A 13,982-nucleotide genomic window follows, 5' to 3' on the forward strand; every position below is an offset into this window, starting at 1 on the left:
CGGAGGCATGGCCTCCGCTCCGCCCCCCATCCCCTGTTCGACAAGAAAATCAGATGAAACTCAGTGCGATCACGTTCGCCGTAACGTCGGCTCTCGTCCTCGGCTCCGCTTCGCTCGCGTTGGCGCAGTCCGCGGCGTCGGCGGATCCGACCGAGGCCGGCAAGGCCGTGTTCAAGCGCGCGAACTGCGTCGGCTGCCACAAATGGCACGGCAATGGCGGTGGTGGCTATGGCGGTGACGCGCTGTCGCTGCGCAGGACGCAACTCACTCGTGACCAGATCATCGAGACCGTGACCTGCGGCCGGCCCGGGACGGGCATGCCGTACTTCGCGCGCGGCTCCTACGACACGGCGAAGTGCTACGGCATGAGCCGCCAGGATGTCGGCGAGCGCATGCCGCCCGAAGGCGGCGTATTCCTGCGGCCGAACGACATCGAGGCGGTCGCGGACTACGTGCTCGCCCACATCAAGGGGCGCGGCGAGCCGACCTACGACGAGTGCACCGCCTTCTTCGGCAACACGTCGCGGGTCTGCGATATCTACAAGGCAAATGCCACCAAGCCTGCAAGCGAGCCATCGAAATGAAGCGGTCAACCTGCGCTGCGATCTTCGCCACGTTCGTGCTGTCGTTCGTGATGCACGCGGCCTCCGCGCAGGCCGTGCCGAACTACGATTTGCGTGACATCACCGTCGGCATGGCGGTCGGCGACCTGCCCAATGAGGGCTATGTCAATCTGACTTGCGCCAAGGACCCGAATCGCAAGCTCAATGCGTGGTCGGCGTGGCGCGACTGTCCCGCGGACGAGCAGGCGCGGCATGCGGTGCGCTTCGATTTCGATCCGGAGACCAGCCAGGACGGCACAAAGGTGGCCGGTCATCCCGTGCTGCTGACGGTCCTGGTCGACGACAAGGGCACCGTCACCGGCCTGACGATCGAGACCGATCCGAAGGCGCGGCTCTATATTCGCAAGAAGGCGTTCCTGCTCGGCAACCAGGTGAAGTCGCGCTATGGCGCCGAGGGCTGGGAGTGCAAGGAGCAGCAGCCGACCGCAGGCGAGCAGCCCGTCGGGGGCGTGTTCCTGCGCGAGGTCTGCAAGAAGACGGTGCCCGGCCGGACGCTGACGGTCGAGCGCGAGCTGTTCCGCAAGCCGGATCAGGACGCCAAGAGCTTCGTCGATCAGACGCTGGTGCGGATCACCAAGGATATCAACTAATCCGCCGCCGACCTTCATCGCGCTCCGCTGGAGGCGCGCGCCAGTCGGCGTCGTGAACCCGGTTGCCGGGAGGAAACGACGATGAGGGATCTCTTGAATTTCGGGCAGATGCTGTCGGCCCATGCGCGCATGTCGCCGGAGCGCACAGGTGCCCGAGATCTCGAACGTGCGATGAGCTTTGCGCTGTGGAACGAGCGCGCGTGCCGGCTCGCAAACGCGCTGCTCGGGCTCGGCCTTGCCAAGGGCGATCGGGTTGCGATCCTTGCCTACAATTGTGTCGAATGGTGCGAGATCTATGCGGCCACGGCCAAGGCCGGCCTGGTGGCGCTGCCGATCAATTTCCGCCTCACCGCGCCCGAGATGCAGTTCATCGTGCAGAATGCCGAAGCGGCCGCTGTCATCGTGCAGGACGAACTCGTGGGCCTGGTCGAGGAGACGCGCAAGGATCTCGGCATCGCCGACGACCGCTTCATCCACTTTGGCACCAGGCCGCGTCCGGCAGGCTATCGCGGCTACGAGGACGTCATCGCCGCGGCTGCGGACCGCGAGCCGGACCAGCAGGTCGCGCTGTCCGATCCCTGGACGTTGATGTACACCTCCGGCACCACCGGCAAGCCCAAGGGCGTGCTGCGCAGCCATCGCAGCGCCGTCCTCTTGTCGATGGTCACCGAGATCGAACTGAAGCTGAGCCGCAACGACGGCGCGCTGCTGGTGATGCCGATGTGCCATGCCAACTCGCTGAACTTCTTCGGCGCGTTCGGCTATATCGGCGGCGTCAACTCGATCTATTCGCGCAAGAGTTTCGATCCCGAACACGCCGTGACGACGCTTGCCGACGGCGGCTCGACCTTCACCTCGCTGGTGCCGACGCACTACATCATGATGCTCGACCTGCCACGCGGGGTGCGCGCGCAGCATGATTTCAGCGCCGTCACCAAGCTGATGATCTCCTCGGCGCCGGCGCGCCCGGAGACCAAGCGCGAGGTGATGGAGATGTTTCCGAAGTCCGGGCTCTATGAGCTGTATGGCGCGACCGAGACTGGCTGGGTCACCATGCTGCATCCGCATGAGCAGTTTACCAAGCCCGGCTCGGTCGGGCGCGAGTGTGTCGGCGCCGCACCGATCCGCATCCTCGACGAGGCCGGCCACGAGGTGCCGGACGGCGAGGCGGGCGAGCTCTATTCGTCGAACGCGCACACCTTCGACTGCTATTGGCGCCTGCCGGAGAAGACCGCGGAGGCGTTCCGCGGTGACTACTGCTCGGTCGGCGACATGGCGCGCCGCGATGCCGACGGCTACATCCATCTCGCCGACCGCAAGAGCAACATGATCATCTCGGGCGGCGAGAACATCTATCCCTCCGAGGTCGAAGCGCAGGTCGGCGCGCATCCGGGTGTCAAGGACATCGCGGTGATCGGCCTGCCCGACGACAAATGGGGCGAGCGCGTTCATGCCGTGATCGTGGCGCGCGACGGCATGGCGGTGAAGGAGAGCGACCTGGTCGAATGGGCGAAAGAACGACTCGCCGGCTTCAAGCGGCCGCGCTCCTACGCCTTCATCACCGACGCCGAGATGCCGCGCAACGCGACGGGCAAGATCCTGCATCGCGAGCTGAAGAAGAGATTCTCGCAGTGAGTCGCTGCAATGGCTTACGGTCTGATATGTAGTTGCGATGCAGGCCGTCCTCAATTCCGCCCTTCCGATCTTCGCGCTGATCCTGACCGGATTCCTGTGTGGCTGGTTCGGCGTGTTCGATCGCACCGCGACCGACAATCTCAACCGTTTTGCCGTCTATCTGGCGCTGCCGGCGCTGATCTTCACCGCGATGTCCAAGATCGGCGTCGAGCAGGTCAGCCAGTTCGGCTTCATCGGCGCGTTCTGCGGCGGCATCGCCGCGACGTTCGCGACGGGCTTCGTGATCAGCCGTCTGCGCGGCCGTCGCGTTGCCAACGCCGGCATCGAGGGGCTGGACGCCGGCTACAGCAATGTCGGCTTCATGGGCATTCCGATGTGCCTCCTGGTGTTCGGTCCGGACAGCGCGCCGGCCTCGATCATCGCCACCCTGTTCACGGCCTGCGTGCTGTTCCTGTTCGCGATCGTGGTCGTCGAGATGGATCTGCAGAAGGGCGCCACGCTGGGCGCGACGGTCGCCAAGGTGGCGCGTTCGCTGCTGACCAGCCCGCTGTTCATCGCGCCCGTCGCCGGACTCGCGGTCGGCCTCAGCGGATTCTCACTGCCGGCGCCATTCCTCAGCTTCACGACCTTGCTCGGCGGCGCAGCCTCGCCGGCCGCGCTGGTCTGCATCGGGCTGTTCCTGGCACAGGAGCGCGTCGCGACGCGCGATGCGACCTCGATCGTCATCCTCGTCTCGCTGAAGCTCGTGATGCAGCCGGCGGTGACCGCGCTGCTCGCCTTTCACGTGTTCTCGATGCCGCCGCTGTGGTCGCATTCGGCCGTGATCCTGAGCGCGCTGCCGATCGGCTCGGGACCATTCACGATCGCCAAGCTCTACGGCCTGGAGGCCGGCGTCACCTCGGGCTCGATTCTCGTCTCGCACATCTTTGCCGTTCTCACCGTCTCGCTGCTCGTGGCCTGGCTCGCGCCGGGCTGATCACGTCACCATCCGCAGGAGTCGTCAGATGAAGATCTCTCCCGACAGTGCCGCCGATCTGATCGCCCGCCTGCTCAAGCGCCGCGGCGTCAGCCGCGTGTTCGCGCTGTGCGGCGGCCACATCATGCCGATCTGGATGCGGCTGGACGCGGAAGGCATCGGCATCATCGACGTGCGCGACGAGCGCGCCGCCGTGCACATGGCGCAGGCGCATACGGAGCTCACCGGCGAGCTCGGCGTCGCGCTGGTCACCGCCGGGCCGGGCATGACCAACGCGGTCACCGGCATCGCCAATGCCCATGTCTCGCGCGCGCCGGTGCTGGTGATCTCGGGCGGCAATCCGCGGCCGCAGGAGAACCGCGGCGGCCTGCAGGACATGGACCACACTCAGCTGGTGCGCTCGATCACGCGCTATGCGCGCACCGTGCGCGAGCCGTCGCTGGTGCTGCAGGAGCTCGACGAGGCGATCTCCCGCGCCTTCGGCGACGGCGGCGAGCCCGGGCCCGTTTTCATCGATTTCCCGGTGGATACTTTGCGCGGCATCGTGCCCAAGGCGCTGCAACTGGAGGAGCATCTCGCGCCGAAGCCGCGCTCGGCAGCGCGGCCTGATCCGGCCGAGGTCGAGAAGGCGGTCGAGCTGTTGTGGTCGGCGCGCCGCGTGCTCGTCATCTCCGGCCGCGGCGCGCGCGGCGCCGGCCCTGAGCTGATCGCGCTGCTCGACCGGCTCGGCGCCGTCTATCTCGACACCGGCGAGAGCAGGGGGCTCGTGCCCGACGATCACCCCTCGGTGGTCGGCGCCATGCGCGGCGCCGTGATGGGCGATGCCGATGTCGTGCTGACGGTCGGCCGCCGGCTCGACTTCCAGCTCGCCTACGGCTCCCCGGCTGTGTTCAAGGACGCCAAATTCGTCCGCATCAGCGACACCGCCAGCGAGCTGCGCGACAACCGTCGCGGTGCGGCCGAGATCCTGGCGACACCAGCGGAGACCTTGCACGCGATGGTGTCGCTGGCGGGCAATCGCGAGTCGGCCGTCGATCGGCAATGGGCTGCAAGACTGCGGGCGGCGCATCAGGAGCGCGCGACCAAGCTGAAGCAGAGCATGGCGACGGCGCTGGCCGGCTCCGACGGCCGGTTGCACCCCAATCGCGTGCTCTCGGCCATCCAGGACGCGATCGGCAATGACGCTGTGGTCATCACCGACGGCGGCGATTTCCTGTCCTTTGCCCGCGTCGGCCTGAGCGCGCCCTTGATGCTCGATCCCGGCCCGTTCGGCTGCATCGGCATCGGCGTGCCCTATGGCATCGCCGCGAGCCTCGCTTTTCCGGACAAGCCCGTGGTGGTCGCGACCGGCGACGGCGCGTTCGGCTTCAACGCGATCGAGGTCGACACCGCGGTGCGCCACAAGGCGCCGGTGCTGATCGTCGTCGCCAACAACGGCGCCTGGCAGATCGAGGTCCACGACCAGACCGTCACCCATGGCAAGGTGGTCGGCACCAGGCTACAATTTGCCGATCACGCGGCGATGGCGCGCGCCTTCGGCATGCATGCCGAGCGCGTCGAGACCGCGGAGCAGCTCGGCCCCGCGATCCAGCGCGCGCTGGCCAACCGCCCGGCGCTGCTCGACATGGTCGTCACGCCGGAAGCGGTGTCGTCGGATGCCAAGACGGGCCTCGCCTGGGTGCCGGACCTGCAGCCGCTTGCTGCGTGGGACGAGGCGGAACGGAAGTGGCGCGGCTCGTGAGGCCTCACACCTGCTGCAGTTGGCGCGGCGCGCTGAGCCACAGCGCGAGCAGGGTGCAGACGGCGCCGGACAAGAGATAGCCGCCGGCCGACAGCAGGCCGAGATTGGCCGCCAGCACCAATGCCGCCAGCGGCGCGAAGCCGGCGCCGAACAGCCAGGCGAGGTCGGCGGTGAGCGCCGAGGCCGTGTAGCGATAGGTGCGCGCGAAGTTGGCGGCGATCGCGCCCGAGGACTGGCCGAACGACAGGCCGAGCAGGATGAAGCCGAGCACCATGTAGATGGTCTCGCCGACCGGGCCGGCGTCGAGCAGTTGCGGAGCGAAGCCGGAGAACACCGCGATCGCGATCGCCGAGCTGATCAGGAGCGACTTGCGCCCGATGCGGTCGGCCAGCATGCCGGACACCACGATCGCGACGACGCCGAACACGGCGCCGACGGCCTCGATGATCAGGAAGCGCGCCGGGGTCTCCTTGGTGAAGAGGAACACCCAGGACAGCGGAAACACCGTCACCATGTGGAACAGCGCGAAGCTCGCCAGCGGCGCGAAGGCGCCGATCACGATGTTGCGACCCTCGTGTCGAATCGTGGTGGCGACGCGTGCCGGCTGCAATTCGCGCGACTGGAACAGCTCGTCATATTCCGGCGTCACGACCATGCGCAACCGCGCGAACAGCGCCACGACGTTGATGGCAAACGCCACGAAGAACGGGTAACGCCAGCCCCAGTCGAAGAAGTCGGCCGCGGAGAGATAGCCGACGAAGAACGCGAACAGCACGCTGGCGACGATCAGCCCGAGCGGCGCGCCGAGCTGCGGGATCATCGCATACCAGCCGCGCCGGTGCTCCGGCGCATTCATGGCGAGCAGCGACGCCAGCCCGTCCCAGGCGCCGCCCCAGGCGAGGCCCTGGCCGATCCGCGCCAGCGCCAGCAGCCAGATCGCCGCGGCGCCGACGGTGTGGTAGCTCGGCAGGAACGCGATCGCGACGGTCGAGGTGCCGAGCAGGAACAATGCGGTGATCAGCTTGGCGCTCTTGCCGTAGCGGCGGTCGATCGCCATGAAGATCACGCTGCCGAACGGGCGTGCGATGAAGGCGAGCGCGAACAGCGCGAACGAATACAGGGTCTGCGTCAGCTCGTCGGCGAACGGAAACACGAGGCGCGGAAACACGATCACCGAGGCGATGGCATAGACGAAGAAGTCGAAGAATTCCGACGTGCGCCCGATGATCACGCCGATCGCGATCTCGCCCGGATGCGCCTCATGCGTGCGGGAGAGATGGGTTTCGCCATCGGCGGTCGCCGCTGCCTGTGTCATCGCGCTGCCTGCAGTCCTCTCATACTCTATTGTTGCCCCGTAATTGTCGTCCTCGGCGCCGCTCCGGTATTGGACAAATTGTCCAATGTCGGCCGTGTCGTCCGGTCGCTACGTGAGGCCTCGTTCAGAGATCCGCCGTGCGACGAGGTTGAGCGTGCGTTACTGGAAATTCTTGGCACTGCTGCCGCTGGGGCTCGCGCTCGGAGGCTGCAATCTGGTCGTGCTCTCGCCCTCCGGTGACGTGGCCGCCCAGCAGCGCGATCTCGTGATCATCGCAACTGTGCTGATGCTGCTGATCGTGGTGCCGGTGATGGCCGCAACCGCCATCGTGGCCTGGCGCTACCGCCAGTCGAACCAGGCGGCGGCCTACACGCCGGATTGGGATCACTCCACCCAGCTCGAGCTTCTGATCTGGGCGGCGCCGCTGCTCATCATCATCTGCCTGGGCGCGGTGACGTGGATGGGCACGCATCTGCTCGATCCCTATCGCACGCTCGGACGCATCTCCGCCGAGCGCGCGGTGACGCCGCAGGACAAGCCGCTCGAGGTCGACGTCGTCGCGCTCGATTGGAAGTGGCTGTTCATCTATCCCGAATATGGCATCGCCAGCCTCAACGAGCTTGCGGCGCCGGTGAACCGGCCGCTCGATTTCAGGATCACCTCGTCGTCGGTGATGAACTCGTTCTACATCCCCGCGCTCGCCGGCCAGATCTATGCGATGCCGGGCATGCAGAGCCGGCTGCACGCCATCATCAACAAGCCCGGCGTCTATCGCGGCTTCTCGGCGAACTACAGCGGCGCCGGCTTCTCCGGCATGCGCTTTGCCTTTCATGGCCTGTCTGATGTCGAATTCGCCGGTTGGATCGAGAAGGCCAAGGCCAGCGGTGCCGAGCTTGGCAAGCCGGACTATCTCAAGCTGGAGCGTCCCAGCGCGAACGAGCCGGTCCGCTACTACGCATCGGTGGATAGCGACCTGTTTCGCGCCATTCTCAACATGTGCGTCGAGCCCGGCAAGATGTGCATGAGCGAGATGATGGCGATCGACGCGAGAGGCGGCATGGGCATGGCCGGCGTCCGCAACACGCTGCCGCTCGCCTATGACAAGTTCGCCGGGCGCGGCGCCGTGTTCGGCGCCGGGCCGAGCTTCGTCGCCGGCGGCGTCTGCGTGCCGGGCGATCAGGTCACGCGGATGGCCGAGGACTCCTCGCCGACCGTGCTGGCGCCGCTGGACTGGACGCCATTGCAGGGGCGCGGACTGGCGCGGCCCGGACTGCTGCGGCCATCCAAGGCATCCTTCATCACGGGGCCAACCTCAAAGTCGGATTCGTGAGGGTCACATCATGTTCGACACTGCCAATCTCACCAGGTTCATCTTCGGCCGGCTGACGCTGGAGTCGCTGCCGTTGCACGAGCCAATCATCGTCGGCACCTTCGCGATGGTCGCGCTCGGCGGCCTCACGCTGTTCGGCGCCATCACCTATTTCCGGCTGTGGGGCTATCTCTGGAAGGAGTGGTTCACGACCGTCGACCACAAGCGCATCGGAATCATGTACATGGTGCTCGGCATCGTCATGCTGCTGCGCGGCTTCGCCGATGCGCTGATGATGCGGCTGCAGCAGGCGATCGCGTTCAACGGCTCCGAAGGTTATCTCAACTCGCACCACTATGATCAGGTGTTCACGGCGCACGGCGTGATCATGATCTTCTTCGTGGCGATGCCGCTGGTCACCGGCCTGATGAACTACGTCGTGCCGCTGCAGATCGGCGCCCGCGACGTGTCGTTCCCGTTCCTCAACAATTTCAGCTTCTGGATGACCACGTCGGGCGCCGTGCTGGTGATGTGCTCGCTGTTCGTCGGCGAGTTCGCGCGCACCGGCTGGCTGGCCTATCCGCCGCTGTCGAATCTCTCCTACAGTCCGGATGTCGGCGTCGACTATTACATCTGGGCGCTGCAGGTCGCCGGCGTCGGCACGCTGTTGTCCGGCGTCAACCTGATCTGCACGATCGTGAAAATGCGTGCGCCCGGCATGACCATGATGAAGATGCCAGTCTTCACCTGGACCTCGCTGTGCACCAACGTGCTGATCGTCGCCTCCTTCCCGGTGCTGACGGCGGTGCTGGCGCTGCTGTCGCTCGATCGTTACGTCGGAACCAACTTCTTCACCAATGATTTCGGCGGCGATCCGATGATGTATGTCAACCTCATCTGGATCTGGGGCCATCCGGAGGTCTACATCCTCATCCTGCCGGCCTTCGGCATCTTCTCCGAGGTGACCTCGACCTTCTCGGGCAAGCGGCTGTTCGGCTACACCTCGATGGTCTACGCCACCGTCGTCATCACCATCCTGTCCTACCTGGTCTGGCTGCACCACTTCTTCACGATGGGCTCCGGCGCCAGCGTGAACTCGTTCTTCGGCATCACCACGATGATCATCTCGATCCCGACCGGCGCGAAGATGTTCAACTGGCTGTTCACGATGTATCGCGGCCGCATCCGCTTCGAGCTGCCGATGATGTGGACGGTCGCCTTCATGCTGACCTTCGTGATCGGCGGCATGACCGGCGTGCTGCTTGCGGTGCCGCCGGCCGACTTCGTCTTGCACAACAGCCTGTTCCTGGTCGCGCATTTCCACAACGTCATCATCGGCGGCGTGCTGTTCGGCCTGTTCGCCGGCATCGCCTACTGGTTCCCCAAAGCGTTCGGCTTCAGGCTCGATCCGTTCTGGGGCAAGATGTCGTTCTGGTTCTGGACGGTGGGCTTCTACTTCGCCTTCATGCCGCTCTACGTGCTCGGCCTGATGGGCGTGACCCGTCGGCTGCGCACCTTCGACGATCCGAGCCTGCAGATATGGTTCATCATCGCCGGCATCGGCGCGTTCCTGATCCTGCTGGGCATCGCGAGCTTCCTGATCCAGATCGCGGTCAGCATCCTCCGCCGCGAGCAGCTCGCCGACCTCTCCGGCGATCCCTGGAATGCGCGCACCCTGGAATGGGCGACGTCGTCGCCGCCGCCGGCCTACAACTTCGCCTTCACGCCCGTCGTCCACGACAACGACGCCTGGTGGGACATGAAGCGCCGCGGCTACGCGCGTCCGCTCGCCGGCTTCAAGGCGATCCACATGCCGAGCAACACCGGTACCGGCGTGATCCTGGCGGGCCTCAGCACCACCATGGCATTCGGACTGATCTGGTACATGTGGTGGATGGCGGCAGGCAGCTTCGTCGCGCTGCTCGCGGTCGCGATCGGCCACACCTTCAACTATCACCGCAGCTTCCACATCCCGGCCGATGAGGTCATAAGCGTCGAGCGCGCGCGCACCAAGCTGCTCGTGGCAGGAGCCAAGTCATGACCGTTGCGATGGGCACGATGAAGGCCGGGGAGCCGGTCTTCTATGTCGTCGACGAGCACGAGCATCCCGAAGGCAGCAGCACGATGCTCGGCTTCTGGATCTATCTGATGAGCGACTGTCTCATCTTTGCGATCCTGTTTGCCGTCTATGGCGTGCTCGGCGCCAGGTACGCGGCCGGGCCGGCGCCGAAGGACCTGTTCGACCTGTCGCTGGTCGCGGTCAACACCTCGTTCCTGCTGCTGTCGTCGCTCACCTATGGCTTCGCGATGCTGTCGATGCAGCGGAACCGCGTTGGCGCGATGCAGGCATGGCTCGTGGTGACCGGGCTGTTCGGCCTCGCCTTCCTCGGCATCGAGCTGACCGAGTTCGCGCACATGATCCACGAGGGCGCGACGCCGCAGCGCAGCGCCTTCCTGTCGTCGTTCTTCACGCTGGTAGGAACCCACGGCCTGCATGTGACGTTCGGTCTGGTCTGGCTGGTCACCCTGATGGTGCAGGTCGGGACCCACGGCCTGATCGAGGCCAACCGCCGCCGGCTGGTCTGCCTCAGCATGTTCTGGCACTTCCTCGACGTGATCTGGATTGGTGTCTTCACCTTCGTCTATCTGATGGGGATGCTTCGATGAGCTCTGATGCACACGCGCACGGTTCGGCGGACGACCATGCCGGCACGCGCTCGGGCCAACTGATCGGCTTCGGCGCCTCCGTCGTCCTGACGGCGATTCCGTTTCTGCTGGTCATGAACGGCTCGCTCGACAAGCAGGCCACGGCGCTGATCATCATGGCATTCGCGGCCGTGCAGGTCGTCGTCCACATGATCTTCTTCCTGCACATGAACACCAAGGCCGAGGGCGGCTGGACCATGATGGCGCTGATCTTCACCATCATCATGGTGGTGATCGCGCTCAGCGGCTCGCTCTGGGTCATGCATCACCTGACCACCAACATGATGCCGGTACACGAGATGGGCCAGACGCCGTGATGTCAGCTCCTGCCGACGGGGCAGGGGAACGCGACGAGGCCAGCCGCGGGCGATCCGGCGCGCTGCGGCTCGCGATCGTTGCGGCGTGGGTTGCCTGCGTCGCGATGCTGCTGTCGCTGGGCGTCTGGCAGATCGAGCGGCGGGCCTGGAAGCTCGACCTGATCGATCGCGTCGAGCGCCGCGTTCATGCCGCGCCCGTGCCGGCGCCGAGCCGGGCGGATTGGCCGGCCATCGATCGCAGCAACGACGAGTACAAGCTGATAACGTTGAGCGGCCGCTTCCTCAACGACCGCGAGACGCTGGTCCAGGCGCTGACGGTCGAGGGCTCCGGCTATTGGGTGGTGACGCCGCTGCAGACCGCCAGCGGCGCCGTGCTCGTCAATCGTGGCTTTGTGCCCGCGGATCGCCGCGCGCCCGCAAGCCGCAGCGCCGGGAACCCGAATGGCACGGTCAGCGTGACCGGACTGCTGCGGATCTCCGAGCCTGGCGGCGGCTTCCTTCGCCACAACGATCCCGCGGGGAATCGCTGGTATTCACGTGACGTCGCGGCGATCGCGGCGGCGCGCGGTCTGTCCGACGTCGCACCATTCTTCGTCGATGCCGATGCGACCCCGAATCCTGGCGGACTTCCAATCGGCGGACTCACCGTGATCTCGTTTCCGAACAACCATCTGGTTTACGCGCTGACCTGGTTTACATTGGCCCTCATGCTGGCCGGCGCCGGGCTGCAGCGGCTCCGCCGCGCGCAGCATGAGCCCGGCGCGCCGGCAGCGCAGGATGTGGAATGGGATCAGCAGCGGCAGGACATGGGTGGATGCGGGACGGCGTCTTGAGCGATCGACGCTTGCCGTTCTGCCGGCGGAGATCGGACGGGCCCTCATGAGCAGCGAGGCCCCCAATTTGCCGTTCGGAGTCGTGGCCGCGATCGCCACACCCGAGATCAACGCGCCGCTGCCGACCAAGGACGCGACCAACCGCAAGAACATGGTGCTGCTGATCCAGCTGCGCTGGATCGCCGTGGTCGGCCAGATCGTCACCATCGGCTTCGTGACCACCTGGTTCGGCATTGCGCTGCCGGTGCTGCCGATGGCGGCGATCATCTGCGCGCTGGTGGTGCTCAACATCGCCAGCCATATCTGGCTGCGCAGGCGCGACGACGTCGGCAATCGCCATTTGCTGATCGCGCTGATGCTCGACGTGGTGGCGTTGACATCGGAGCTCTATCTCACCGGCGGCGCGTCGAACCCGTTCACGTGCCTCTATCTGCTGCAGGTGACGCTGGGGGCCGTACTGCTCGACGCGCGCTCGTCCTGGTCGCTGGTCGCGCTGACGGTGCTCAGCTTCATCTGGCTCACCATCGAGTACCGCCCGCTGCAACTGCCGCAGCATCACGTCAGCGATGCCTTCACCCTGCACATCACCGGCATGTTCGTCGGCTTCATGCTCGACGCCGTGCTGCTCGTCGTCTTCGTCACCCGCATCAACCGGAACCTGCGCGAGCGCGACGCCAAACTCGCCGATCTGCGCCAGCACGCCGTCGAGCAGGATCACATCATCCGCATGGGCCTGCTCGCCTCTGGCGCCGCGCATGAGCTCGGCACGCCGCTGGCGTCGATCTCGGTCATCCTGAACGATTGGCGCCGCATGACCGCGATCTCTGCCGATCCGACGCTCGCGGAGGATTTCACCGAAATGGAAGCGGCGGTGCAGCGCTGCAAGTCGATCGTCACTGACATCCTGGTCTCGGCCGGTCAGGCGCGCGGCGAAGGCTCGGCGCCGACCACGTTGAAGGCGTTCCTGACGACGCTGGTCGCCGAATGGAGCGCGGCGCGCTCGGCGCGCAATCTGATGTTCCGCAACGAGTTCGGCTCGGATCCGGCGATCGTCTCCGACGTCGCCCTGAAGCAGGCGATCGTCAACGTGCTCGACAACGCATTCGAAGTCTCGCGCGAGTGGGTGGAGTTCGTGGTCGAACGAGATGGTGATCAGCTGCTGCTCAGCGTCAGCGATCGCGGGCCGGGTTTTGATCCGGCGATGCTGGGGCAACTCGGACGTCCCTATCAGTCGAGCAAGGGCCGCCCGGGCCGCGGCCTGGGTCTTTTCCTGGTGGTCAACGTGATCCGCAAGCTGGGCGGCAGCGTTTCCGCCTGGAACCACCGGGGACGTGGAGCGACCGTACGGCTGTCACTGCCGTTGTCGACGCTTGTCATTGGAGAGCGCGATGGCGAATGACCTGTCCCTCCTGATCGTCGAGGACGATGACGGTTTTGCACGCACCCTGAAGCGCTCGTTCGAACGGCGCGGCTACGAGGCCGTCGTCGCCGGCTCGCTCGAGGACGTCGACGAGATCCTCAAGAAGAAGACGTTCGGCTATGCAGTCGTCGATCTCAAGCTCGGCGGCGCTTCCGGCCTCGTCTGCGTCGAGAAGCTGCATGCGCACGATCCGGAGATGCTGATCGTGGTGCTGACCGGCTTTGCCAGCATCGCCACTGCTGTCGAGGCGATCAAGCTCGGCGCCTGCCACTATCTGGCCAAGCCGTCGAACACCGACGACATCGAGGAGGCGTTCCGCAAGGCGCAGGGCAATGCGCAAGTGGCCCTGGCGGAGCGCTCCACCTCGATCAAGACGCTGGAATGGGAGCGCATCCACCAGACCCTGATCGAGACCGACTTCAACATCTCCGAAGCTGCGAGGAGGCTCGGCATGCATCGCCGGACGCTCGCGCGCAAGCTGGAGAAGCGCCCGGTGAAGTAGATCGATCCGGTTGTT

Annotated in this window: 13 protein-coding genes; 12 read left to right on the forward strand and 1 reads right to left on the reverse strand. The window is 65.8% G+C overall.

The window, feature by feature from the left end; all coding sequences use genetic code 11:
- The first annotated feature begins 53 nt into the window (after positions 1-53).
- From ACQR1E_RS17110 to ACQR1E_RS17130, 5 genes are all read left to right on the forward strand, one after another.
- Positions 54-584 carry a c-type cytochrome gene (locus ACQR1E_RS17110; RefSeq protein WP_315752388.1) on the forward strand — a complete coding sequence of 177 codons (531 nt, stop codon included), beginning with the start codon at positions 54-56 and terminating at the stop codon, positions 582-584.
- Positions 581-1,213 carry a hypothetical protein gene (locus ACQR1E_RS17115; protein ID WP_315752389.1) on the forward strand — a complete coding sequence of 211 codons (633 nt, stop codon included), beginning with the start codon at positions 581-583 and terminating at the stop codon, positions 1,211-1,213. Before ACQR1E_RS17110 ends, ACQR1E_RS17115 begins: the two co-directional genes overlap by 4 nt.
- 81 nt (positions 1,214-1,294) lie before the next feature.
- Positions 1,295-2,848 carry an AMP-binding protein gene (locus ACQR1E_RS17120; RefSeq protein ID WP_315752390.1) on the forward strand — a complete coding sequence of 518 codons (1,554 nt, stop codon included), beginning with the start codon at positions 1,295-1,297 and terminating at the stop codon, positions 2,846-2,848.
- A 37-nt stretch (positions 2,849-2,885) separates the two neighbouring features.
- On the forward strand, positions 2,886-3,824 hold the full coding sequence (locus ACQR1E_RS17125) for an AEC family transporter (RefSeq protein WP_316192820.1): 939 nt from the start codon (positions 2,886-2,888) through the stop codon (positions 3,822-3,824).
- A 28-nt stretch (positions 3,825-3,852) separates the two neighbouring features.
- On the forward strand, positions 3,853-5,565 hold the full coding sequence (locus ACQR1E_RS17130; protein WP_434897329.1) for a thiamine pyrophosphate-binding protein: 1,713 nt from the start codon (positions 3,853-3,855) through the stop codon (positions 5,563-5,565).
- A gap of 4 nt (positions 5,566-5,569) precedes the next feature.
- On the opposite strand, the gene ACQR1E_RS17135 is transcribed toward ACQR1E_RS17130, so the two are convergent.
- Positions 5,570-6,880 carry an MFS transporter gene (locus ACQR1E_RS17135; protein ID WP_434897330.1) on the reverse strand — a complete coding sequence of 437 codons (1,311 nt, stop codon included), beginning with the start codon at positions 6,878-6,880 and terminating at the stop codon, positions 5,570-5,572.
- A gap of 154 nt (positions 6,881-7,034) precedes the next feature.
- On the opposite strand from ACQR1E_RS17135, the gene cyoA reads away from it, so the two are divergent.
- The 7 genes from cyoA to ACQR1E_RS17170 are packed head-to-tail and all read left to right on the forward strand — an operon-like array spanning position 7,035 to position 13,967.
- Entirely contained in the window at positions 7,035-8,210 is a 1,176-nt protein-coding gene (cyoA, locus tag ACQR1E_RS17140; RefSeq protein ID WP_434843156.1) for a ubiquinol oxidase subunit II, read from the forward strand.
- A gap of 10 nt (positions 8,211-8,220) precedes the next feature.
- Positions 8,221-10,230 (forward strand): cytochrome o ubiquinol oxidase subunit I, encoded by a 2,010-nt coding sequence (gene cyoB / locus ACQR1E_RS17145; protein WP_434843155.1) that lies wholly within the window; start codon positions 8,221-8,223, stop codon positions 10,228-10,230.
- Complete coding sequence (cyoC, locus tag ACQR1E_RS17150) at positions 10,227-10,856, forward strand: cytochrome o ubiquinol oxidase subunit III (RefSeq protein WP_315825292.1); 630 nt, start codon at positions 10,227-10,229, stop codon at positions 10,854-10,856. The genes cyoB and cyoC overlap by 4 nt, the downstream gene beginning before the upstream one ends.
- Positions 10,853-11,212: a cytochrome o ubiquinol oxidase subunit IV gene (cyoD, locus tag ACQR1E_RS17155; RefSeq protein ID WP_315752397.1), complete on the forward strand. Its 360-nt coding sequence runs from the start codon at positions 10,853-10,855 to the stop codon at positions 11,210-11,212. The genes cyoC and cyoD overlap by 4 nt, the downstream gene beginning before the upstream one ends.
- Entirely contained in the window at positions 11,212-12,045 is an 834-nt protein-coding gene (locus tag ACQR1E_RS17160; RefSeq protein ID WP_434843154.1) for an SURF1 family protein, read from the forward strand. Before cyoD ends, ACQR1E_RS17160 begins: the two co-directional genes overlap by 1 nt.
- A 46-nt stretch (positions 12,046-12,091) precedes the next feature.
- The gene (locus ACQR1E_RS17165; protein ID WP_434843153.1) at positions 12,092-13,444 is read left to right on the forward strand and encodes an ATP-binding protein; all 1,353 of its coding nucleotides are present in this window, start codon (positions 12,092-12,094) and stop codon (positions 13,442-13,444) included.
- Positions 13,434-13,967 (forward strand): response regulator transcription factor, encoded by a 534-nt coding sequence (locus tag ACQR1E_RS17170; protein ID WP_315752400.1) that lies wholly within the window; start codon positions 13,434-13,436, stop codon positions 13,965-13,967. Before ACQR1E_RS17165 ends, ACQR1E_RS17170 begins: the two co-directional genes overlap by 11 nt.
- Positions 13,968-13,982: the final 15 nt, after the last annotated feature.

The sequence above is a fragment of the Bradyrhizobium sp. HKCCYLRH1030 genome, assembly GCF_051168395.1.
Lineage (GTDB): Bacteria > Pseudomonadota > Alphaproteobacteria > Rhizobiales > Xanthobacteraceae > Bradyrhizobium.